Below are 20,664 nucleotides of genomic sequence, written 5' to 3'. Positions count from 1 at the left end.
ATTTGATGCGAAGCAGCAGCGGCAGGAACAGCAGCGGAAACAACGGCGGGAGCCGTGGTGGCAACAGCGGCGGCCGCGGCGGGAGCAGCGGTGGCCGCGGTAACTACCGCGGCGCCGGTAACGCCCGCGACGACAAGCAGGGGGGCCGGCCGAAGAAGCCGCGCCCGGAGGAGCGGCGCTACGACGTGGGCCCCGGCGCCACTCAGGACGGCCCGAAGTCGGGTCGTGGCGCCTCGGCGCGCGGCGGCGCCAAGGGTGGCCCCAGGCAGGGACAGGGCACCGGTCGCGGCCGTACGGCCCCGGCGAGCTCCCGCGAGTACGACGCCCGGGCCGAGGAGCGCAACCGCGAGCGGTACGCCGGCAAGCCGGACGTGAAGCTCCCCAAGACCTTCCCGGGCGCCGAGCAGGAGGGCGAGCGGCTGCAGAAGGTCCTCGCCCGCGCGGGCTACGGCTCCCGGCGCGCCTGCGAGGAGCTGATCGAGCAGGCCCGGGTCGAGGTCAACGGCGAGATCGTCCTGGAGCAGGGCAAGCGGGTCGACCCGGAGAAGGACGAGGTCAGGGTTGACGGGCTGACCGTCGCCACGCAGTCGTACCAGTTCTTCTCGCTGAACAAGCCGGCCGGCGTGGTGTCCACCATGGAGGACCCCGACGGGCGGCAGTGCCTCGGCGACTACGTCACCAACCGGGAGACCCGGCTCTTCCACGTGGGACGCCTGGACACCGAGACCGAGGGCGTCATCCTGCTCACCAACCACGGCGAGCTGGCGCACCGGCTGACCCACCCCAAGTACGGGGTGAAGAAGACCTACCTCGCGCACATCGTGGGCCCGATCCCGCGCGATCTCGGCAAGCAGCTCAAGGACGGCATCCAGCTGGAGGACGGGTACGCGCGCGCGGACCACTTCCGGGTCGTCGAGCAGACCGGCAAGAACTACCTCGTCGAGGTCACCCTGCACGAGGGCCGCAAGCACATCGTGCGGCGCATGCTGGCCGAGGCCGGCTTCCCGGTCGACAAGCTGGTGCGGGTCTCCTTCGGGCCGATCACCCTCGGCGACCAGAAGTCGGGCTGGCTGCGCCGCCTGTCCAACACCGAGGTCGGGATGCTCCTGAAGGAAGTCGACCTCTAAGACCCCCTCCAAGGCCCCGTACAAGGGCCCGTGAACCCCGTGAAGGGGCTTGCGCGGCCTTCTGACGGCCGGTTCCGGCTAGCCCGGAATCGGCCGTCGTCGTATCCGGGAACGGGGCCCCAGCGGCCACTGAGGGCTTGCGCGGTTACCTGCGGCAGCTTTATAGTCGTAACGACTATTAGTTGGATCGGGGTCAAGCACCGGGTCGGGCAACAAGCAATCGAGCAACGAGATCGAGGGGGTGGACGGGCGCATGCGGGGCTACGACAAGTACGCCTACGAACCCTTCGCCGTCACCGTCGACCTCGCCGTCCTCACCCTCCGCGCGGGTGCCCTGCACGTGCTGCTCGTCGAGCGCGGACAGGAGCCGTACGCCGGACGGTGGGCGCTGCCGGGCGGCTTCCTGCTGCCCAGGGAGTCGGCCGAGACGGCGGCTCGGCGGGAACTCGCCGAGGAGACCGGACTGTCGGACGTGTCGGGGCTGCACCTCGAGCAGCTGCGCACCTACAGCGAGCCGGACCGCGACCCGAGGATGCGGGTCGTCTCCGTCGCCTTCACCGCACTGCTGCCCGACGCGCCCGAACCGCGCGGCGGCGGTGACGCGGCCCAGGCGCGCTGGCTGCCCTACGACCCGGCGCTGCGACTCGCCTTCGACCACGACCGGATCCTGGCCGACGGTCATGAACGCGTCGGAGCGAAGCTGGAGTACAGCTGCCTGGCCACCGCCTTCTGCCCGCCCGAGTTCACGCTCGGCGAGCTGCAGAACGTCTACGAGACCGTGTGGGGCGTCGAACTGGACCGCCCCAACTTCCGCCGCAAGGTGCTCGCCACGCCCGGGTTCGTCGAACCGGTGCAGGGTGCCGCCCGGTTGACCGGCGGCCGTGGCAAGCCCGCCGCGCTCTACCGCGCGGGCACCGCAGCCACGCTCCATCCACCCCTGCTCCGCCCGTCCCGGGAAGGACGCCCCGCATGACCTCGAACCTCGCGTACAAGCGCGCCGCCAGCGGCTCCCTGATCGGTCTCGCCCTCGGGGACGCGCTCGGCGTCCCGACCGAGTTCAACGACGTGCCCTCGATCCTCGCCAAGTGCGGGCCGTGGCGGGAGATGGAGCTGTCGAGGCCGGCCGTCGTCTCCGACGACACGCAGATGACGCTCGCGGTCGGGCACGGGCTGCGCACCGCCATGGACCGGGGGGTGCTCGCGCCCAAGCGTCTGGAGCGGCCGCTGCGCGAGGAGTTCGTCAACTGGTACCAGTCGCCCGAGAACAACCGGGCGCCCGGACGGACCTGTCTGAAGGCCTGCAATCTCCTGAAGGAGGAGGGGCGGCTCTGGCAGGACGCCAGCCAGATCGGATCCAAGGGGTGCGGGGCCAACATGCGGGTCGCGCCGGTCGGGCTCGCGCCCGCGCTGAGCGACGAACAGCGGGCCGGTGCCGCCCAGTTGCAGTCCGCCCTCACCCACGGCCACCCCACCGCCCTGGCCGCCTCCGACCTCACCGCGCGTGCCGTGCGGCTGCTGGCGACGGGGACCGAACCGGCCGCTCTGGTCGGGCAGTTGCGGTCGTACGCCGTCGACAACCGCACCCACTACCACCAGACCTGGCTCGGCGACCTGTGGACCCGGAGCCAGGACGCGACCCCCGAGGCGTTCATCGCGCGCGGCTGGGACGAGTGCCTGGCGATACTCGACCGCCTCGAGGAGGCCGTGCGGACCGCCTCCCCGGAGGCCGACCCGTGCCTGGCCACCGGCGCCGGCTGGATCGCCGAGGAGGCCCTGGCCACCGGTCTGCTGTGCTTCCTGCTCTTCCCCGCCGAGCCGGTGACGGCCCTGCGCCGGGCCGCCTGCTCCTCCGGCGACTCGGACTCGATCGCCTGCCTGACCGGCGCCTTCGCGGGGGCCTGGCTGGGCGTCGACGCCTGGCCGACGGAGTGGGCCGACCGGATCGAGTACCGGGGCGACCTGCAGACGCTGGGCGCGCTCTGGGACGCTTGACCACATGGTCGACCTGGATCCGGACCTGGACCTGGCGCCCGTCGTCGCGGAGCAGCCCCACCCCCTGCTGTTCGCGACCGTCTCCGGGGCGCCTCTGTACGGCCTCCCGTCCCGGGACTCCGACGTGGATCTGCGGGGCGGCCATCTGCTGCCCGCGGCCGACCTGGTCGGCCTGCACGAGCCGGAGGAGACCCGCTGCCGGCTGCACGGGCTGCTCGACCAGGCGCAGCACGCCTTCAGCGCCGCCCGACGCGCCCAGGGCCCACGACGCCCTGCACGACCTCCTGGTCCGGGTACGGCTGCAGGGCTGAGGCACGGCGGACCCGGAAGAGGAAGTCGGCCACGCGCGCGTGGTCCGGCTCCGCCGGGAGCGGGGTGCCGTGCAGGGCCCGCTCGGATTCCTCGGCGAGGCGGGTCATGCGGGTCTCGACCTCCGGCCAGGGGACCTCGCCGCGCTTCACCGCCAGGAGTGACGCGCGCGCGTCACCGACGTCGATCGTCAGCTCGCCCGTGCGCAGCAGATCGCGGGCGCTCGTCAGGAGCCGCAGGAGATGCATCGCGTGCTTCCAGCGCGGGGCGCCGTGCACCCGGACGTCGGCGTCGAGCTTGCGGCGCTGGCCCAGGGCATAGCGGGTGAAGGTGTCGTACGCCTGCCGGGAGAGGAAGGCACCGCGCAGTCCGCGCAGCTCGCGGCCGGTGTCGTCGAGGTGCTCGACCAGGGGCGAGTGCAGGCACTCCAGGATGTTCGGGTTGGCCCGCAGCGCCAGCTCGCAGAACCGCTCCAGCTCCCAGGAGAACCGCTCCTCGCCCGGGCCCTCCACATGTGTCGGCGGCTTCTCGAAGCGCCAGAACAGGGGCGTGGGGGTGAGGAACACGCCCCGGCGGTCGGTGTCGCTGTCCTCCGTGGCCAGACCGAAGGCCCTCGACCCCATGACGCAGGCGTAGATCGTGTGGTCGCGTACCAGGTCCTCGGGCTGCATGCCCGGGAGCGTACGTGCCCGGTCAGCCCAGGGTGATCGAATTTCCGGTCACCGTGATCGACTCGGCCGGCAGCGGCCTGGTGGCCGGGCCGTGCGCGACCGAGCCGTCGGCGATGTGGAACTTGCTGCCGTGGCAGGGGCAGTCGATGGTGCCGTCGGTCACCTTGGACACCGTGCAGCCCTGGTGGGTGCAGATCGCCGAGAAGGCCTTGTACTCGCCCTTCTTCGGCTGCGTCACCACGATCTTCTGCTCCTTGAAGATCATGCCGCCGCCCTCCGGGATCTCGCTGGTCTGCGCCAGCGCCTTCCCGGCGGCCGCGCTGGCGGAGCCGGAGGAGGACGCCTCGGCGGAAGCCGATGCGGAGGCGGAGGCGGACTCAGAGGCCGACGCGGAGGCGGCGGGTGATGCGGACGAGCTGGAGGAGCCGTTGCCGTTGCCGCATCCCACGCAGCACACGGCGAGCGCCGACGCGCCCGTCGTGAGCATCGTGCGGCGGGTGGAACCGTCGGTCATGTCGTCGCTCCGAACGTGCGGAAGAACCAGAAGGCGGACGCCAGGGAGTCGCTCCGAGCGGAGCAGCAGCATCTTGGCACTGAAAGCATCGAAGAAGAAGCAAGTCGTGATGGAGTGCCACAAAACGTTCTTTTCGTACGTCTGATAGCCCAACGCGTCCGGACGGTGCGGAGCCCGGGGCGTCCGGGGCGTCTCATCGTGGGCGTCCCCCGAGTGGGCGGGCCTCCCCCGAGTAGCGGGACGCGGTGATTCGGACGACATTGACCAGGGGGTCCGCCGGCGTCCGCTGACGCCTTCTCGAAGTCTCCGATTCTCGGAGGCTCCGATTCTCCAAGGCACCGATTCTCGAAGGCCCCGAAAGGCATGGTCATGGCAGGCAATGATCTGGAAAGCATGCTCGGCAGCCTCCTGGGCGGCGACGGCGACGGCGACGGCAAGGGCGCCGGACTCCTGAGCGCGCTGATCGGCTCCCTCAGCCATGGCCAGGGCGGGGGTTCGCTGGGCGGCCTCCTCGACAGCCTGGCCAGGTCCGGTCTCACCGCCCAGAAGGACTCCTGGATCGGCACCGGAACCAACCGGCCCGTCACCGGCGACCAGATCCAGCAGGCCCTGCCAGACGACACCCTTCAGCGGGTCGCCGAGCAGGCCGGCGTGAGCCCGCGGAACGCCGCGGACCGGATCGCCCGGGAACTGCCCGAGGTCGTCGACCGGCTCACCCCCGAGGGCGAGGTGCCGCAGGCCTCGATCGAGGACCTGATCCGGCAGCAGTCCGGGTGAGCCGCCGTCTCAGCGGGCGGGCACCGCGCACGGGCCCGGCGGCGGCCTGACTAGGCTGGACGGACCAAGACGCCGACGTCAGAACAGGAGCAGTGCCGTGGCGGTACGAGCGGTCCGGGGGGCCGTCCAGCTGGAGCAGGACGAGGCCGGTCACATGGACGAGCAGGTCGGAGCGCTGCTCACCGCCGTCCTGGAACGGAACGGGCTGACCCCCGACGACCTGATCAGCATCTGGTTCACGGCCACCCCCGACCTGCACAGCGACTTCCCGGCGGCCGCCGCGCGCAAGCTCGGCATCGTCGACGTGCCCCTGATCTGCGCCCAGGAGCTGGACATCGAGGGCGCCATGCCCCGGGTCGTACGGATACTGGCGCACATCGAGTCCGACCGGCCCCGCGCCGACATCAGTCACGTCTACCTCGGCGCCGCGGCCGCCCTGCGCAAGGACATCGCCCAGTGAGAACCGCGCTCGTCATCGGAACCGGCCTGATCGGCACGTCCGCCGCCCTCGCCCTCTCCCAGCGGGGCGTGGTGGTGCACCTCGCCGACCACGACCCGGAGCAGGCCCGTACGGCGGCCGCGCTCGGCGCCGGCACCGACGAGACCCCGGACGGTCCCGTCGACCTGGCGATCGTCGCCGCCCCGCCCGCCCATGTGGCCGCCGTCCTCGCGGACGTCATGAGCAGGGGCCTGGCGCGTGGCTACATCGACGTGGCCAGCGTCAAGGGCGGCCCGCGCCGCGATCTGGAGGCGCGGGGCCTGGACCTGTCGTCGTACATCGGGACGCACCCCATGTCCGGCCGCGAGAAGTCCGGGCCGCTGGCCGCCACCGCCGACCTCTTCGAGGGCCGCCCCTGGGTGCTCACCCCGACCCGGGACACCGACACCGAGGTACTGAACCTCGCCCTGGAACTGGTCTCGCACTGCCGTGCCGTCCCGGTCGTCATGGACGCCGACGCCCACGACCGCGCGGTCGCCCTGGTCTCCCACATGCCCCACCTGGTGTCCAGCATGGTCGCGGCCCGGCTGGAGCACGCCGAGGAGGCGGCCGTACGACTGTGCGGGCAGGGCATCCGGGACGTGACCCGGATCGCCGCCTCGGACCCCCGGATGTGGATCGACATCCTCTCCGCGAACCCCGGTCCGGTCGCCGACCTGCTCGCGGACGTCTCCGCCGACCTCGACGAGACCGTGCGCGCCCTGCGGGCCCTGCAGTCCTCAGACGACGCCAAGCGGCAGGAGGGCGGGGCCGGCATCGAGGACCTGCTGCGGCGCGGCAACGCGGGGCAGGTCCGGGTGCCCGGCAAGCACGGCGCCGGGCCCCGCGCCTACGAGGTCGTGGCGGTGCTCATCGACGACCAGCCCGGCCAGCTGGCCCGGATCTTCGCGGACGCCGGCGCGGCCGGGGTCAACATCGAGGACGTCCGCATCGAGCACGCGACCGGGCAGCAGGCCGGCCACGTCCAGATCTGGGTGGAGCCCAAGGCGGCGCCGGTGCTCACCACGGCGCTGCGGGACCGGGGCTGGGCGCTGCGGCAATAGGCTGAATTCAGCGGTCGCGGGGGCCGGTAACCTTGTGCGGGGCGCGACGGCGTCCCGCACACCACCCACCACCCTGCATCCGGAAGGTGTCCCCCCGTGGAAAACGGCGCCGTAAAGCCCGTGATTGTCGCGATCGACGGCCCCTCGGGCACCGGCAAGTCGAGCACGTCCAAGGCCGTGGCCACCCAGCTCGGTCTGAGCTACCTGGACACCGGAGCCCAGTACCGGGCGATCACCTGGTGGATGGTGAACAACGGCATCGACCTCACCGACCCGACCGCCATCGCCGCGGTCGCCGGCAAGCCGGAGATCGTCTCCGGGACCGACCCGGCCCACCCGACGATCACCGTCGACGGCGTGGACGTCGCCGGCCCGATCCGCACCGAGGAGGTCACCTCCAAGGTCAGCGCGGTCAGCGCGGTCCCGGAGGTGCGCACGCGGATCAGCGAGCTGCAGCGGTCGCTGGCCCACGGCACCGAGACCGGGATCGTGGTCGAGGGCCGGGACATCGGTACGACCGTGCTGCCCGACGCCGACCTGAAGATCTTCCTCACCGCCTCCGCCGAGGCCCGCGCGGCCCGGCGCAGCGGTGAACTCAAGGGTGCCGACGTCAACGCCACCCGCGAGGCCCTGATCAAGCGGGACGCGGCCGACTCGACCCGCAAGACCTCGCCGCTCGCCAAGGCGGACGACGCGGTCGAGGTGGACACCACCGCGCTGACGCTGGCCCAGGTCATCGAGTGCGTCGTCACCCTCGTCGAGGAGAAGCGGGCGGGGAAGTGAGCCTTCCGTCGAACCCGTCGAACCCGTCGAACCCACTGAAACCGTCGAACCCGCTGAAACCGTCGAAGCCGTCTGCGGCGCCGATTCCGTCGCAGCGGGGCGCCGAGGTGGGGCGGCGTATCGGTGTCGGCCTCATGTACGGCCTGTGGAAGCCGCGCGTGCTGGGTGCCTGGCGGATGCCGGCGAACGGCCCGGCGATCCTCGCCGTGAACCACTCCCACAACATCGACGGCCCGATGGTCATGGGCGTGTCGCCCCGGCCGACGCACTTCCTGATCAAGAAGGAGGCGTTCATCGGGCCGCTGGACCCGTTCCTGACCCGGATCGGCCAGCTCAAGGTGGACCGGCAGTCCACCGACCGCACGGCGGTCACCCGCGCGCTCGGCGTGCTGGCGGCCGGGGGAGTGCTCGGCATATTCCCCGAGGGCAGCCGGGGCGAGGGCGACTTCGCCTCGCTGCGCGCGGGCCTCGCCTACTTCGCGGTGCGCTCCGGGGCGCCGATCGTGCCCGTGGCCGTCCTGGGAAGCTCCGAGCGGCCTGGACGGTTGGTCAAGGGGCTGCCCCCGCTGCGCACCCGCGTCGACGTCGTCTTCGGCGACCCCTTCGAGGCGGGCGACGGCAGCGGCCGACGCACCCGCGGGGCCCTGGACCAGGCCACCGAGCACATCCAGAAGCAGCTCACCAGCCACCTGGAAAACGCCAGGCGTCTGACCGGACGCTAGGCGACACTAAGTAGTGGATCAGTCCGATACGGGGCCTATCCACCGATCACCACGATGAACGACGAGGTACGGACTTCATGAACGACCACATCCAGCCCGGCGACTCGGCTGAGCACGAGTACGACCACGGGGCGCTCGGCGACGCCGAGTACGCGGAGTTCATGGAGCTCGCCGCGGAAGAGGGCTTCGACGTCGAGGATGTCGAGGGTGCCATCGAGGCGGCGGGCCACGGCCCGCTGCCGGTGCTCGCCGTCGTCGGCCGCCCGAACGTCGGCAAGTCGACGCTCGTGAACCGCATCATCGGCCGCCGCGAGGCCGTCGTCGAGGACAAGCCCGGCGTCACCCGCGACCGTGTCACCTACGAGGCCGAGTGGGCCGGCCGTCGCTTCAAGGTGGTCGACACCGGCGGCTGGGAGCAGGACGTCCTCGGTATCGACGCCTCCGTGGCCGCCCAGGCCGAGTACGCGATCGAGGCGGCCGACGCGGTCGTCTTCGTCGTCGACGCCAAGGTCGGCGCGACCGACACCGACGAGGCGGTCGTACGCCTGCTGCGCAAGGCCGGCAAGCCGGTCGTGCTGGCCGCCAACAAGGTCGACGGACCCAGCGGCGAGGCCGACGCGGCCTACCTCTGGTCCCTCGGCCTCGGCGAGCCGCACCCGGTCTCGGCCCTGCACGGCCGCGGCACCGGCGACATGCTGGACGCCGTCCTGGAGGCGCTGCCGGAGGCGCCCGAGCAGACCTTCGGCACGGCGGTCGGCGGCCCGCGCCGGATCGCGCTCATCGGCCGCCCGAACGTCGGCAAGTCCTCCCTCCTCAACAAGGTGGCGGGCGAGGAGCGGGTCGTCGTCAACGAACTCGCCGGTACCACCCGCGACCCGGTCGACGAGCTGATCGAACTCGGCGGGATCACCTGGAAGTTCGTCGACACCGCCGGTATCCGCAAGCGGGTCCACCTGCAGCAGGGCGCCGACTACTACGCCTCGCTGCGCACCGCGGCCGCCGTCGAGAAGGCCGAGGTGGCGGTCATCCTGATCGACGCCTCCGAGAACATCTCCGTGCAGGACCAGCGGATCGTCACCATGGCCGTCGAGGCGGGCCGCGCCATCGTCGTCGCCTACAACAAGTGGGACACCCTCGACGAGGAGCGCCGCTACTACCTGGAACGCGAGATCGAGACCGAGCTCGGCCAGGTCGCCTGGGCGCCCCGGGTCAATGTCTCCGCGCAGACCGGCCGCCACATGGAGAAGCTGGTCCCCGCCATCGAGACCGCCCTCGCCGGCTGGGAGACCCGCGTCCCCACCGGCCGCCTCAACGCCTTCCTCGGCGAGCTGGTCTCGGCGCATCCGCACCCGGTCCGGGGCGGCAAGCAGCCCCGCATCCTGTTCGGCACCCAGGCCGGCACCAAGCCCCCGCGGTTCGTGCTCTTCGCCTCCGGCTTCATCGAGGCGGGCTACCGGCGCTTCATCGAACGCCGGCTGCGCGAGGAGTTCGGCTTCGAGGGCACCCCCATCCACATCTCCGTACGGGTGCGCGAGAAGCGCGGCAAGAAGAAGTAGCCGTACGCCCGAGGGGCGGCCACCGTCATCGGTGGCCGCCCCTCGCGTATCCGTCACAGACCCCGGCGTGGTCCCGGTGGAAGCGCCGCCGGTACGGGGGTCATCCCGGTGTCATGGGAGCGCCCGAGCGTCCCGATCCGCTGCCACTGCGGCGGCTGCGGCTGTTCACCGCTGTGCCGGGTGCTGTATGAGCCCGCGCTGTACGCGCTGTACGAGTTCCCTCCGTACATCCCCAGGCCGTACGTGCCGGTGCTGAACGGGGTCGTCCCGAAGGCGACGAACCCCATCCCCTCCTCACCGCTGCGGTCACCCGGCAGCGTACGGAAGGCCTTGACCCACTCCGCGTAGAGCGAGTCGTAGATAGGCGTGGCCGAGAGCCCGCCTGGAGCCTCCTGTCCCGCCCGAGCGGACGGAACGGTGGCAAAGGACGGCCGGCGGGGCGGAAAGTCGTATGCGTGCACGTATGTCCAAACGACCGGGTCACCAAAGGGATGCGGCTATACAGCGCCCGTTAGGGGCGCGGGGCCGCATCGGATATGCGGCTCCGCCGCCTGGGCGCGACCAGCCACGATGCACCCGCACCCGCCGACGAGACCCGCACCTTCCGCCCCTGGGTGAGGCTCAGACCCCCGCAAGAGGCAACGCCGCCGCCACCAGCTTCCCGTTCGCCGCGGCCTTGTCGAGCGCATCGCGCAGCAGGTCCTCCCGGGGCTGCCGCCCGATCGACCCCACCGGCGCCGCGAACATCAGCACCTGCTGGTGCTTGTTGGCCGCCGCCCGCCACCCGTCGGTCACCTGCAACGGCTGGTGCGCCTGCCACCAGGCCACCGGCTGTCCGCCGTTGTTCCCGGGCTGGAGCACCGCGTGCAGCTGGCCCACCGCCAGCAGCACCGACCACCCGTGCAGCACCGGCGGCACCGCGGCCAGCGCCGTCACCGGCATGAAGCCCTGCTCGATGAGGAGCGGCAGGAAGTCGTCGCCCACCCCGTCCGTGCCCGGCCGTACGATCGGCGAGGTCGGCTCGACGACGAGCGCCGGGTGCAGCTCCCCGGCGATCAGCACGAGTCCGCTGGTCACCCCGAGCACCGCCTGCTCGGGCACGGACCTCTGCGGGCCGCCGCCGGGCGCGCTGTCACCGCTGATGGAGCGGACCGCGCCCTGCAACTGCTCCTCGGTGACCTGGACGACCTGCGAGGGCAGGCAGCCGGCGTGGGCGAAGGCGAGGACGGCGGTCTCGTCCCCGATGAACAGGACGGTGCTGGTGCGCTCCTGTTCGGAGTCGCCCGGGGTGCGGCAGGACGTGCAGTCGTAACTGCCGGGGGCGTTGTCTCCGGCGAGCAGCCGGTCGGCTTCTTCGTCGCCGATCTCGGCGCGTACCTCGTCGCTGACGTCGAGCATGCGCGGCACGGTGGCTCCCTCGGGATGCGGTGCGTGAAGGCCCGGGAGGATCCCGGTCCATGAGCCCAAGGGGATTGCGGGCTCATGAAGAAGACAACGGGTGATCTGTGGTGGTGGTCACGCCTCGGGGGGATCGGGATCCACCCATCCACTGCGCAGGGTCACCCGACGTGCGGAATCCGGCACTCACCGTCAACTCTTCGCAAGCCAAAGGAATTTGACGCGGTGAAGTGAATCACAGATCCACCGATCACATGGTAGATAAATCATGAAATCACGGAATGTAGTGGGTGGCTTGAAATCACCGCTACCTCCGGTAACGTCGAACTGGCCTGGCCTGACGGGGAGTTGGTTGATTTCGGGCGTTCCAGATCTCTAGATTCCTCCGCCGTGTGCAACGAGCACCGCTCGGGTACGTCCGCCGGCCGGCACCAGGCAGAGCACCACCGCAGGACCGGCCGTGGCGGACGGGGCGAGCGCGACGAACCGCGTCCATCGCGCGGGGACCGCGTCACGCTTGGGGGAGCCCGGGTATGTGGAGAGGGAAATACATGTCCGAGTGTGCCGATACCACCCGTGAGACCGTCGCCAAGAACGGCTCCCGCAAGGGCCGTACGACGGCGGCCCTGGCCGGAGCGGCGCTGCTCGCCCCGCTGGGCCTGCTGGCCGCGACAGGCAACGCCGAGGCGGCGGACAACGGAGTGTGGGACCGCATCGCCCAGTGCGAGAGCGGCGGCAACTGGCACATCAACACCGGCAACGGCTACTACGGCGGACTCCAGTTCTCCGCCTCCACCTGGCGCGCGTACGGCGGCTCCGCCTACGCGTCGACGGCCGACCAGGCCTCCAGGGAAGCGCAGATAGCCGTCGCCACCAGGGTTCAGCAGGCCCAGGGCTGGGGCGCGTGGCCGGTCTGCTCGGCGCGGGCCGGAGCGACCGGTTCGGCGCCCGAGGGCGCCTCGGCGACCACGAGGAGCAGCACCGAGTCGGCCACCCGGTCGACCGGCGGGTCGGCCGCCGAGTCGACCACCACCAAGTCGGCCCCTGTGCAGAAGAAGGCGCAGCGCCCGACGACCCACACCGGCCGTGACTCCGCCCGGGGCGACTACACCGTCCGTGAGGGGGACACCCTGAGCGTGATCGCCGAGCGCCACGGCACCACCTGGCAGCGCCTGTACGCCGCCAACGAGGCCGTCATCGGCGACGACCCGAACCTCATCGTGCCCGGGCAGCGCCTCGCGCTCTGACGCGACCCCCTGCCCCGCACCGCCACGCCCCGCCCGGTTCCGACCGGGCGGGGCGTGGCGCTTGGTGAGGCTGATTCCGGCGGGGCGCCGGGCTTCGGGTGCACGCCGCCGCACGCTGCCGGCACCGGGCCCGGCCCCGGTGCCGTACGCGGGTTCTGTGCTGAAGCAGTGAAACTCTTATGCGGTGTCAGCTTCGGTGGCGGCCTGCGGATTCTGAATGGAATGGGCTCCCCCGAGCGCCCCTGGTCCTTGCTTCCGCTTCTTTCCGGCTGGCTTTTCGGAAGACCCTACCGGCATCAGGGAATTGCACGGGAATGCGCAAAGAAGGCGTACTGAACCGCCCGTACGTGTGACGGAGTTCGACCGAAACGCGTGTCGTGATTCTGTGACAGAAGCGTGACCGGAGACGGACAGCGGAGTTCGCCGGCCGATCTCGACTTCCGTCCCCGCCGGAAGCGGCCTAGCGTGGCCGCATGGCACCGAATCCGGCTCCGCCGAAGGAGCCCCAGGACAGCCCGCAGGGGTACGTCGGCCTCGACGCGGGCGACGCGGAACAACTCGCCCGGCAGCGAGGGTGGCCGACGGTGCGCTCGCTGCCGCCGGGCGCGATCATCACCATGGAGTACCGGGCGGGACGGCTGAACTTCGAGGTACGGGACGGCGTCGTGGCGCGCGCCTGGAAGGGCTGACGGTACGACGGCGAAGGCCCCGGTTCCCAGAGTGGGGAACCGGGGCCTTCGCCGTCGTACCGGCTGTGCGTACCGGCTGTGCGTACCGGGCTGCCGCGCTGTCGCGCTGTCGCGTCCGTACGGCCGTCAGCCGCCCGTCAGCGGGCGGGCCGGCTGGGCGGCGCCGCCGCGCGGCTGGCGCTCGGGGTGCTGGGGGCGGCGGCTGCCCACCGGGGTCACCGGGGTGCGCTCCGAGCGGGTCGTGTGCGGGCCGGGCGCCAGGTGGATCGGGGCGCGGGGCGAGCGGGCCGAGGTGACCGGCTCGCGCTCCGGCGCCGGCGCGTCCTCCGCGGACGCCGTACGCGGTCTGAGCGCCACCGGCGCGACCGGAACGGGCGCAGGCACGGGGACCGTACCGCCGCGGCGGGCACGCCAGCGGTCGCGCAGGTCGAAGAGCCAGGTCTCGGCACGGGCGATGAACGGCTCGCACCACGGCAGCGCCAGCAGGATCAGCAGCCCCGCGGCCCAGCCCAGCAACACGTCGCTCAGCCAGTGCGTACCGAGGTAGACGGTGGACATGCCGACGCCGAGCGAGGTGACCGCGGAGGCCGCGGACAGCCACCGGCGGGCTCTCGGGGTGGAGGCCAGATATGCCAGAATTCCCCAGGTCACCACCGCGTTGGCGGTGTGGCCGCTGGGGAATATATCGCCGCCCAGGCCCATCTCGTTCGAGCCGATCACGGTCGCGTAGTGCGGTCCGAGGCGCCCCATGCCGAGCTTGGCGGCGCCGACCGTGATGTTGAGCAGCAGCAGGGAGGCGCCGAGCGTCAGCATCGGGCGCAGGGTGTGCTGCCGCCACGAGCGCCAGCCCAGCCAGGCCGCGACCATCACGGCGGTCGGTCCGCGCTGGCCGAGGACCACGTAGTAGTCGACGAACCAGTGGATTCCCGACCACTGCTGGTACGGCCGGAAGAACATGACCTGCCAGTCGAGCCGGACCAGCCAGGACGTGATCACGACGGCCCACACGATCGCCAGGTAGAAGGCCAGGGTCGCGGTGAACAACACGACCCGGTGCCGGCTCATCTTCGGCACATCAATGTGGGCCGGTCGTTCCGGCTCACGGTCCAGCCTGGCGAACACCCGGTCCAGACGGGTGAGGTTTCGTTCGGTACGCACCCAATCGACGTTACAGCGAGTGAGCTCTGTTCCCGGTCGAAACTGCGGCTTTGTGATGACGATGTGATGTGGGAAACCTCTCAGGAGGCCTCCGAATTCTAAGGATTTCGTAATCCTCGGTGGGCCTGCCCTTCAATTCCTTTGATCATGCCGGGCGGCCGTTTTATGGCACTTATGAATTCGTTAACCAAAGCGTGGGGTGGAATCCCCCGGCTGCTCACCCGCGCGTCGGCGACGATCATGGTGGACCGGAGCCGTTGAGCCAGAACGCGCCATACGCGGCCGAGGTTACCGCCACACCCGCCGTGATCAGCACGGATCTGCTGGTGCGCGCCCGGGCGAGGGCGCGGGCGAGCGGCAGCAGCACCGGGAAGGCCGGCATCAGCAGACGCGGCTTGGAGCCGAAGTAGCTCGACGCGCACAGGGCCAGCGCGAGGACGACACCCGTGTAGACCAGCAGGGAAAGAGGTTGCCGCTGCCGGACGCCGATCACGTAGAGCCACAGCAACAGGCAGACACCGGCGATCAAACCCGCTCCGGCCAGGGCGGACGGAAATGACGTGAACTTGTCGGCGACGAAGCGTGCGAACGCGTAGCCGCCGTCGAAGCCGTTGCGCCAGCCCGCCTGGACGTCCAGATAGCCGAGCGGGCCCTTACCGGTGCGGTGGCCGACCCACAGGACGTAGGCGGCGGCGCCGACGGGGGCGAGGAGCATGCCGAGGGCGCGGCGCCAGGCAGGCGCGCCGGAGGGGTGCGCGGTGCCTGGGGCGTGGGTGGTGCGTGCCGCATGAGGGGCGTGCGCTGTGTGGGGCGCGCCGGTTGGTCGCGGGGCGCGCCGGGCGCGTGCGGCGCTGGGCGGCTCCGGGGCGCGGCCGTCCTCGCGTGCGCCGTGTGCATGCTTCTCGCTACGGTCGCGCGCGCCCGCGCTCCGATCTCGCACGAACGAGATCACACCCGCCGTCCACACCGCCGCCACCACGGCGAGCCCCACCGGCCGGGTCAGCCCCGCCAGCGCGGCCAGCACGCCCGCGGTCAGCCAGCGGCCGGTCAGCACGGCGTACAGCGACCAGGCGGCCAGCGCCGTGAACAGCGACTCGCTGTACGCCATCGACTGCACGATCCCCACCGGCAACACGGCCCACAGGAGCACCGCGCAGAGGCCGACCCGCGGTCCGTACACGAAGTCGGCGACCGCGAAGATCCCCCAGGCCGCGGCGAGCGAGGCGAGCAGACCGACGGTGAGGCCCGCGCCGGCGTAGGAGAGGGGCGTGAGCGCGTGCAGCAGGCGCTCCAGCCAGGGCAGCAGCGGGAAGAAGGCCAGATTGGAGTGGACGTCGCCGTTCGGCAGCCGCACCTCGTAGCCGTACCCGAGCTCGGCGACCCGCGTGTACCACAGCGAGTCCCAGCGCGCCGTCAACAAGGTGTACGCGCTCTTGCCGCGCGCCCCGCTCCACACGGCCAGCGCGAGCAGGCCCAGGGCGCGCACGGCGGCGTACCCGAGCAGGGCCGGCGCCGCCCGGCGCAGGGCGGGGACGCGCGGTGCCGCCACGGGCGTTTCAAGATCGGTCACGGGCTCGATTATCGACGGGGCGCGGAACCGAGGGGCTCGCCCGGGCGTGGTGCACAGCGAGGCCAGTGGCGTACGCCACACGAGTTCTGTGGAGAGTGTGAGAGGTCCGCCACGTGCCCCTGTAACGAACTCGCGTACGCTGACGTGTCACTCGCGTTCGTATGCGCGGGCCGGAGACCCCGCTCCTCTCCGGCCGTACGACGGGGAGTCCCCGCCCCGCCGATCCGCCGCGCGCGAGGGATCATCTGGGAGGTACGTACATGTCCGGGACGACCACGGCAGCCGTACGGCCGCGCCGTCGGGCGACCGGGGCCGGTGCCGGTGCCAACCGCTGGGTCGTCCTCGTCGTCCTCTGCGTCAGCCTGCTGCTGGTCGCCCTCGACGCGACCGTGCTGCATGTCGCGGTGCCGGCCGTCACCGAGGACCTCAAGCCCGGCGCCATGGAACTGCTCTGGATCGTCGACATCTACCCGCTGGTCTGCGCCTCGCTGCTGATCCTCTTCGGCACGCTCGGCGACCGCGTGGGCCGGCGACGCGTCCTGCTCCTCGGATACGCCCTGTTCGGAGTCGCCTCCGCGGCGGCGGCCGTCGCGCCGAGCGGCGAGGCGCTGATCGGGGCCCGGGCACTGCTCGGCGTCGGCGGTGCGATGATCATGCCGGCGACGTTGTCGATCCTCCGGCAGGTCTTCCCCGACCGCCGTGAACGGGCCCTCGCCATCGGCATATGGAGCGCGGTGGCGGCGGTCGGCGCGGCCGTGGGGCCGCTGTTGGGCGGCTTCCTGCTCGAACACTTCTGGTGGGGCTCGGTCTTCCTGGTCAACATCCCGCTGATGCTGGTCAGTCTTCCGGTGGGGCGGCTTCTCCTCCCCGAGTCGCGCGGCGACCGCAGCGGCCCCTGGGACGTCGTGGGCGCCCTGATGGCGGCGGCCGGGCTGTTCGGCGTGGTGTTCGCCGTGAAGCGGCTGGGCAGCGGCGAGCCGGCCGCCGACGCGCTCACGACGGCGCCGCTGGTACTCGGCGCGCTGCTGCTGTTCCTGTTCGTACGACGGCAACGGCGGCGTACCTTCCCGCTGGTGGACCTGAAGATGTTCGCGCGGCCGGCGTTCGGCACGGCGGTGGGCTGCATCGTGCTTGCGATGCTCGCGCTGGTGGGTCTCGAACTGATCGCCGCGCAGTATCTGCAACTGGTGCTGGGCCTCTCGCCCTTGCAGACGGGCCTACGGCTGCTGCCGCTGACGCTCGCCGCGATGGCGGCCGGGCTGGCCGGGGCGCGGCTGCTGCGGCGCTTCGGGCCGCGCCGGATGGTGTGCTTCGGCTTCTGCCTGACGGCGGCGGCGGTGCTGACGCTGACGGCGATGGGCGGGGTGGACAACGCCGGCCTGCTGCTGTTCGGCTTCGTGCTGCTCGGCTTCGGTCTGGAGACCACGCTCTTCGGGGCGTACGAGTCGATGCTGAGCGAGGCGCCGGCGGCGCAGGCGGGTGGGGCCGCGGCGATCGGCGAGACCTCGTACCAGCTGGGGGCGGGCATCGGGATCGCGCTTCTCGGCAGCGTGATGAACGCGGCGTACGCGCCGGGGCTGTCCCGGGTGCCCGGCGTGCCGGAGTCGGCGTCCGCCGCGGCGGGGCATTCACTGGGCGAGGCCTACGAGGTCGCCGGGCGGCTCGGCGGCCCGACGGGCGCGGCGTTGCGCCACGCGGCGCGGGACTCCTTCGTGCACGGTCTGCATGTGACGCTGCTGGTGAGCGCGGGACTGCTGCTGCTGGGCGCGGTGATGGCACTGCGGTTGCCGCGCGCGATGCAGTGCGAGGAGGCCGCGGTGGAGGTACCGGCCCCGCGCGAGCCTCAACGCTCCCGCGTCTCGGCCTGATCCGGTCGCCGGCGGTGCTGGGCCCTCCCCGGCGACGTGCGCCTTGCTGCTGACTCGTGCGGGTGGTGTCCGGGTGGGAGAACCGGGAGACTGCGCGTAGCCTGTTGTAACTAGCGGTGCTAGTTTTTGGGAGGGTTTTCATGTCCGCGTCCGGGAAGTTGCCTCCGTTCGATGCCGGTGATCCGCTCGGTATCGACGATCTTCTGGAGCCGGAGGATCTCGCCGTCCGGGAGACCGTGCGGAGCTGGGCGGCGGACCGGGTGCTGCCGTTCGTCGCCGAGTGGTACGAGAGCGGGGAGCTGCCGGGCATCAGGGAGCTCGCCAAGGAGCTGGGCGGCATCGGGGCGCTCGGGATGTCGCTCACCGGGTACGGCTGCGCCGGCGCGTCCGCCGTGCAGTACGGGCTCGCCTGTCTGGAGCTGGAGGCCGCCGACTCGGGCATCCGGTCGCTCGTGTCCGTGCAGGGGTCGCTGGCCATGTACGCGATCCACCGGTTCGGCAGCGAGGCGCAGAAGCAGCGCTGGCTGCCCGCCATGGCCGCCGGTGACGTCATCGGGTGCTTCGGTCTCACCGAACCCGACCACGGCTCCGACCCCGCCGCCATGCGCACGCACGCCAAGCGCGACGCCGGTGGCGACTGGGTGCTCAACGGGCGGAAGATGTGGATCACCAACGGCTCGGTCGCCGGGGTGGCCGTCGTGTGGGCGCAGAGCGAGAACGGGATCCGGGGGTTCGTGGTGCCCACCGACACGCCCGGGTTCTCGGCGCCGGAGATCAAGCACAAGTGGTCGCTGCGGGCGAGCGTCACCAGCGAGCTGGTCCTGGACGGCGTACGGCTCCCGGCCGATGCGGTACTACCGGAGGTCACCGGCCTCAAGGGGCCGCTCAGCTGTCTGTCGCACGCCCGCTACGGCATCGTCTGGGGCGCCATGGGCGCGGCACGCACCTGCTTCGAGACGGCCGTCGACTACGCGAAGTCGCGGGAGCAGTTCGGCAGGCCCATCGGCGGCTTCCAGCTCACCCAGGCCAAACTCGCCGACATGGCGGTCGAACTGCACAAAGGGATCCTGCTCGCCCATCACCTGGGGCGGCGGATGGATGCCGGCCGCCTGCGTCCCGAGCAGGTCAGCTTCGGCAAGCTCAACAACGTACGAGAGGCGATCGAGATCTGCCGTACGGCACGCACGATCCTCGGTGCGAACGGGATTTCGCTGGAGTATCCCGTGATGCGGCACGCGACCAACCTGGAGTCGGTGCTCACCTACGAGGGCACCGTCGAGATGCACCAGCTCGTGCTGGGCAAGGCGCTCACCGGGCTCGACGCCTTCCGGTGACCCCTGCGCGGGGGCAGGGCCGGCGAGCGGCCCTGCCTCAGCTCTGGTTGAAGAAACCGTCTTCCCGGCGCGAGGCCGGCTCACCGTTGACGATCTCCGTGTTGGCGGGGGAGAGCAGGAAGACCCGGTTGGACACCCGGTCGATGGAACCCCGCAGGCCGAAGATCAGCCCGGCCGCGAAGTCGACGACCCGCTTGGCGTCGCCGGCCTCCATGGCCGTGAGGTTCACGATGACCGGCACGCCCTCGCGGAACAGCTCGCCGATCGCGCGGGCGTCGCGGAAGCTGTCCGGGGTGACCGTGCCGATCCTGCGGCCCTTCTCCTCGGCGGTGTCCGAGGCCACCTTGACCCGGGGGTCGGTGACCCAGGCATCCCCGGGCTGCTCGGTCCCTTCGGAGTAGTCGTCGTCGTAGTAGCGCTCGTCATCGTTGTCGTCGACGAGGCCAAGCCAGGCACTCGCTTTGCGTACCGATCCCATGGACGCCTCCTCTCACAGCGGTCTTTCATGCTTCCGCATCCCTATGGTCGTCCATGATGCGGATGGCGCGCCAAGTGGATAGACGCCGCGCGGGGGGTTTGTGACGGTACTGGTGCAGAGCGAATACGTCGAGAGCCCAGTTGTGCCAAGGGCCGCTGCTCGCACGGCTGCTGACTGTGAGTGAAATATGATTGTTCCGGGCGTATGGGTGATGAGGGGTGCGTCCGGGTGAACCGGTGGCGGGCGACGAACCGACAGTCGTCCGATACGACAGTGCAGCTCAGCGTCGTGCGGACCCTGACGCGCTGTCAGTTCTTCGGCTGCGGCGGGAAGATCCGAGAGGCGCCTGTCGTCGGCGCGGGCGGCCCCCGCGTCTTCGGAATTCGGTGGTACGAACCGTCGGCGACGGGGTTTGTTCACAGTCGCCTGGGACGAGGAACTTCAGGCCCGGGCCGGCCGCGACGGCATAGCGCGGGCTGCAGGTGATCGCAACAAGGAGTGTAAAGCGCTTATAACAGGCACGGCTGGGCGTGGGTGACGTCGAGCGGCTCCTGGGATCAGCAGGCGCGCGGAGCGCGAGGGGGACACGAGGGGAGGGGTGCGCGTGTGAAGGCGAAGCGAGGAGTGCGAGGGAGAACGCGAAGAGCCCCCGCCGTCGGCGGGGCGCGCAGGGGGTCAGCTCAACAGGAACAGGACCACACGCGACCGAAGTCGATGTGGGAGCGGGTGACCAGCCACTGCTGCGGATGCATGGGCCAAGTGGAACAGGTCTCCGATTCCCCGTCAACTGACTTGAGACGCGCTGCTCACACTCTGGACACCCTTGACAGAGAGGGGAAACGTCCCCGTAGAGTCGACGGACGGCCCTGCTGAGGGGCTCGGCCGTAAGAGCGCCGCCCAGCGGCGTTCCGTGTGAAGGCACCCGCCGC

Annotated in this window: 19 protein-coding genes and 1 pseudogene; 14 read left to right on the top strand and 6 right to left on the bottom strand. The window is 71.2% G+C overall.

The genetic code is table 11. The annotated features are described in order from the left end of the window. Window positions 1-5 precede the first annotated feature (5 nt). The 4 genes and pseudogenes from AB0N16_RS16185 to AB0N16_RS16170 all read left to right on the top strand — a co-directional run. Window positions 6-1,127, top strand: a complete 1,122-nt coding sequence (locus tag AB0N16_RS16185) for a pseudouridine synthase (RefSeq protein ID WP_365797065.1) — start codon at window positions 6-8, stop codon at window positions 1,125-1,127. Window positions 1,128-1,380: 253 nt separating this feature from the next. Then, window positions 1,381-2,100 (top strand): NUDIX domain-containing protein, encoded by a 720-nt coding sequence (locus tag AB0N16_RS16180; protein WP_365797063.1) that lies wholly within the window; start codon window positions 1,381-1,383, stop codon window positions 2,098-2,100. Beyond that, window positions 2,097-3,119 carry an ADP-ribosylglycohydrolase family protein gene (locus AB0N16_RS16175; RefSeq protein ID WP_365797061.1) on the top strand — a complete coding sequence of 341 codons (1,023 nt, stop codon included), beginning with the start codon at window positions 2,097-2,099 and terminating at the stop codon, window positions 3,117-3,119. The genes AB0N16_RS16180 and AB0N16_RS16175 overlap by 4 nt, the downstream gene beginning before the upstream one ends. 4 nt (window positions 3,120-3,123) lie before the next feature. Further along, a pseudogene (locus AB0N16_RS16170) lies at window positions 3,124-3,324 on the top strand (nucleotidyltransferase domain-containing protein); the annotation flags it as partial. 31 nt (window positions 3,325-3,355) lie between these two features. Here AB0N16_RS16170 and AB0N16_RS16165 read toward each other — a convergent pair. Both AB0N16_RS16165 and AB0N16_RS16160 read right to left on the bottom strand, forming a co-directional pair. Continuing rightward, a complete protein-coding gene (locus tag AB0N16_RS16165) occupies window positions 3,356-4,099 on the bottom strand; it encodes a nucleotidyltransferase domain-containing protein (RefSeq protein ID WP_365797059.1) in 744 nt (247 codons plus the stop codon). A 22-nt stretch (window positions 4,100-4,121) separates the two neighbouring features. Further along, complete coding sequence (locus AB0N16_RS16160) at window positions 4,122-4,874, bottom strand: DUF6529 family protein (RefSeq protein WP_365797057.1); 753 nt, start codon at window positions 4,872-4,874, stop codon at window positions 4,122-4,124. 108 nt (window positions 4,875-4,982) lie between these two features. On the opposite strand from AB0N16_RS16160, the gene AB0N16_RS16155 reads away from it, so the two are divergent. From AB0N16_RS16155 to der, 6 genes are all read left to right on the top strand, one after another. Next, window positions 4,983-5,390 carry a YidB family protein gene (locus tag AB0N16_RS16155; RefSeq protein WP_365797055.1) on the top strand — a complete coding sequence of 136 codons (408 nt, stop codon included), beginning with the start codon at window positions 4,983-4,985 and terminating at the stop codon, window positions 5,388-5,390. A gap of 97 nt (window positions 5,391-5,487) precedes the next feature. Then, window positions 5,488-5,850: a chorismate mutase gene (aroH, locus tag AB0N16_RS16150; protein ID WP_365797053.1), complete on the top strand. Its 363-nt coding sequence runs from the start codon at window positions 5,488-5,490 to the stop codon at window positions 5,848-5,850. Next, entirely contained in the window at window positions 5,847-6,932 is a 1,086-nt protein-coding gene (locus AB0N16_RS16145) for a prephenate dehydrogenase (RefSeq protein ID WP_365797051.1), read from the top strand. The genes aroH and AB0N16_RS16145 overlap by 4 nt, the downstream gene beginning before the upstream one ends. A gap of 96 nt (window positions 6,933-7,028) precedes the next feature. Next, window positions 7,029-7,715, top strand: a complete 687-nt coding sequence (gene cmk, locus AB0N16_RS16140; protein WP_365797049.1) for a (d)CMP kinase — start codon at window positions 7,029-7,031, stop codon at window positions 7,713-7,715. A gap of 134 nt (window positions 7,716-7,849) precedes the next feature. After that, window positions 7,850-8,437 (top strand): lysophospholipid acyltransferase family protein, encoded by a 588-nt coding sequence (locus tag AB0N16_RS16135; protein WP_365797143.1) that lies wholly within the window; start codon window positions 7,850-7,852, stop codon window positions 8,435-8,437. Window positions 8,438-8,514: 77 nt separating this feature from the next. Continuing rightward, entirely contained in the window at window positions 8,515-9,993 is a 1,479-nt protein-coding gene (gene der / locus AB0N16_RS16130; RefSeq protein WP_365797047.1) for a ribosome biogenesis GTPase Der, read from the top strand. A 621-nt stretch (window positions 9,994-10,614) separates the two neighbouring features. Here der and AB0N16_RS16125 read toward each other — a convergent pair. Beyond that, complete coding sequence (locus AB0N16_RS16125; protein WP_365797045.1) at window positions 10,615-11,400, bottom strand: hypothetical protein; 786 nt, start codon at window positions 11,398-11,400, stop codon at window positions 10,615-10,617. A gap of 542 nt (window positions 11,401-11,942) precedes the next feature. Between AB0N16_RS16125 and AB0N16_RS16120 the strand changes: the two genes are divergently transcribed. Together AB0N16_RS16120 and AB0N16_RS16115 are read left to right on the top strand one after the other, a co-directional pair. Beyond that, on the top strand, window positions 11,943-12,638 hold the full coding sequence (locus AB0N16_RS16120; protein WP_365797043.1) for a transglycosylase family protein: 696 nt from the start codon (window positions 11,943-11,945) through the stop codon (window positions 12,636-12,638). A 473-nt stretch (window positions 12,639-13,111) separates the two neighbouring features. Then, complete coding sequence (locus AB0N16_RS16115) at window positions 13,112-13,327, top strand: I78 family peptidase inhibitor (RefSeq protein WP_351699538.1); 216 nt, start codon at window positions 13,112-13,114, stop codon at window positions 13,325-13,327. A 126-nt stretch (window positions 13,328-13,453) separates the two neighbouring features. Here AB0N16_RS16115 and AB0N16_RS16110 read toward each other — a convergent pair whose 3' ends face one another. Both AB0N16_RS16110 and AB0N16_RS16105 read right to left on the bottom strand, forming a co-directional pair. Continuing rightward, complete coding sequence (locus AB0N16_RS16110; protein WP_365797041.1) at window positions 13,454-14,485, bottom strand: phosphatase PAP2 family protein; 1,032 nt, start codon at window positions 14,483-14,485, stop codon at window positions 13,454-13,456. A gap of 238 nt (window positions 14,486-14,723) precedes the next feature. Beyond that, window positions 14,724-16,055, bottom strand: coding sequence for a mannosyltransferase family protein (locus AB0N16_RS16105; RefSeq protein WP_365797039.1), 1,332 nt, complete (start codon window positions 16,053-16,055; stop codon window positions 14,724-14,726). Between the two features lie 260 nt (window positions 16,056-16,315). Between AB0N16_RS16105 and AB0N16_RS16100 the strand changes: the two genes are divergently transcribed. Then, window positions 16,316-17,923 carry an MFS transporter gene (locus AB0N16_RS16100; protein ID WP_365797037.1) on the top strand — a complete coding sequence of 536 codons (1,608 nt, stop codon included), beginning with the start codon at window positions 16,316-16,318 and terminating at the stop codon, window positions 17,921-17,923. Between the two features lie 140 nt (window positions 17,924-18,063). Continuing rightward, window positions 18,064-19,257 carry an acyl-CoA dehydrogenase family protein gene (locus AB0N16_RS16095; protein ID WP_365797035.1) on the top strand — a complete coding sequence of 398 codons (1,194 nt, stop codon included), beginning with the start codon at window positions 18,064-18,066 and terminating at the stop codon, window positions 19,255-19,257. Between the two features lie 37 nt (window positions 19,258-19,294). Here the strand turns inward: AB0N16_RS16095 and AB0N16_RS16090 are convergent, their stop codons facing one another. After that, window positions 19,295-19,735 (bottom strand): cell division protein SepF, encoded by a 441-nt coding sequence (locus tag AB0N16_RS16090; RefSeq protein WP_351699550.1) that lies wholly within the window; start codon window positions 19,733-19,735, stop codon window positions 19,295-19,297. Between the last annotated feature and the right edge of the window lie 929 nt (window positions 19,736-20,664).

Source organism: Streptomyces sp. NPDC051105 (assembly GCF_040682795.1).
GTDB lineage: Bacteria > Actinomycetota > Actinomycetes > Streptomycetales > Streptomycetaceae > Streptomyces.
The sequence above is the reverse complement of the archived record's forward strand: the minus strand, read 5'-3'. Positions and strand labels throughout refer to the sequence as shown.